The organism is Campylobacter sp. S4:11, from assembly GCF_024723695.1.
GTDB lineage: Bacteria > Campylobacterota > Campylobacteria > Campylobacterales > Campylobacteraceae > Campylobacter_D > Campylobacter_D jejuni_C.
Genome location: NZ_JANQDC010000136.1, coordinates 1 through 202 on the forward strand (window position 1 = coordinate 1; position 202 = coordinate 202).

Below are 202 nucleotides of genomic sequence, written 5' to 3' on the forward strand. Positions count from 1 at the left end.
TTAGAGAAAAAAAGAGAAGAATTTCGTAGCAAGTATTTAGGGAGTGAAATCAAAGTAGGAAATGAAACTCATTTTGTGAATTTTTCTTATTTGAAGAAAAAATTCCCTCAAGTCCTTTCTAATGGTTGTAAATATTATCGTAATGATTATAATTATGATGTAGATGATCCTGACTATGATTTTAACTTCGATGATAAACCCG

General features: G+C 28.7%; 1 pseudogene. It reads left to right on the forward strand.

From position 1 onward, the window contains the following. A pseudogene (locus CAMP5053_RS08560) lies at window positions 1-202 on the forward strand (tRNA 2-selenouridine synthase); the annotation flags it as partial.